1 protein-coding gene is annotated in these 748 nt (G+C 44.9%); it reads right to left on the reverse strand.

The features are described from left to right. Window positions 1-748 (reverse strand): IS4 family transposase (locus QTO06_RS25315; protein WP_331410352.1); only part of this gene is annotated, 748 nt, incomplete at both ends.

Here is a 748-nt window from a genome sequence, read left to right on the forward strand (position 1 = left end):
TCACTTTTCCAGACTTTATGGAAGTCTTCAATCAGCCATCGGCGCTCGTAATAACCGATAATTCTCATGGCATCTTCAACGTTGTTTATTGGCTCCGATGTCAAGAGGTGCCATGCTAACTTGTCTTTTGATGTACCTTGCTCAAGGCAACCAACATAATAAACAGGTATGCCTGCGTGCTCTTTTTTATTTGCCGGAGCCTTTAATGTCACCTGACCATATTTAACATCAAGCTTTACATCTCTTGCTTTTCTCCCTCCTTTTTGGGGGATGGTAAGCTCCTTTGTCTCGACACTTGGTAACGCTTGCGCATAGTCGTAAAGCTTTTGAGCGTGTTCTTCTAGACAACGACTTTGCATTGAGCGAACGACAAAGCGCTGTTGATGTTGACGTTTATAAGTCAAGTATTCGAATAGGTCTGCTTCTCGGTCACAGACCGAGATAACATCTAACATTTTATCCCCTAGGCGTTCAACGACACGGCGAGAAGCTTGCTCCCATTTGTAACTCTCTTTCTCCTTGTAAGGACGAGTCGCGTGTTGGTGCTTTTGCCCACGCTTAGTAATATCTCGGCTCCATCGTTGCTGCTCTATCAGACCCACAATGGTTTGGCTTTGTGGTGCAAAAAGCAAAGTCGAATGTACGTGGAGAGCTCGGGTTCTATTGCCTTGATTCGTGTGCCCGAGTTCATCTTTTATACTTCGATGCGGAAAACTGAGCGTTGTTGTATCTTCAAGCGCGAGTAATT

This window comes from Vibrio sp. M260121 (assembly GCF_036533715.1).
Classification (GTDB): domain Bacteria; phylum Pseudomonadota; class Gammaproteobacteria; order Enterobacterales; family Vibrionaceae; genus Vibrio.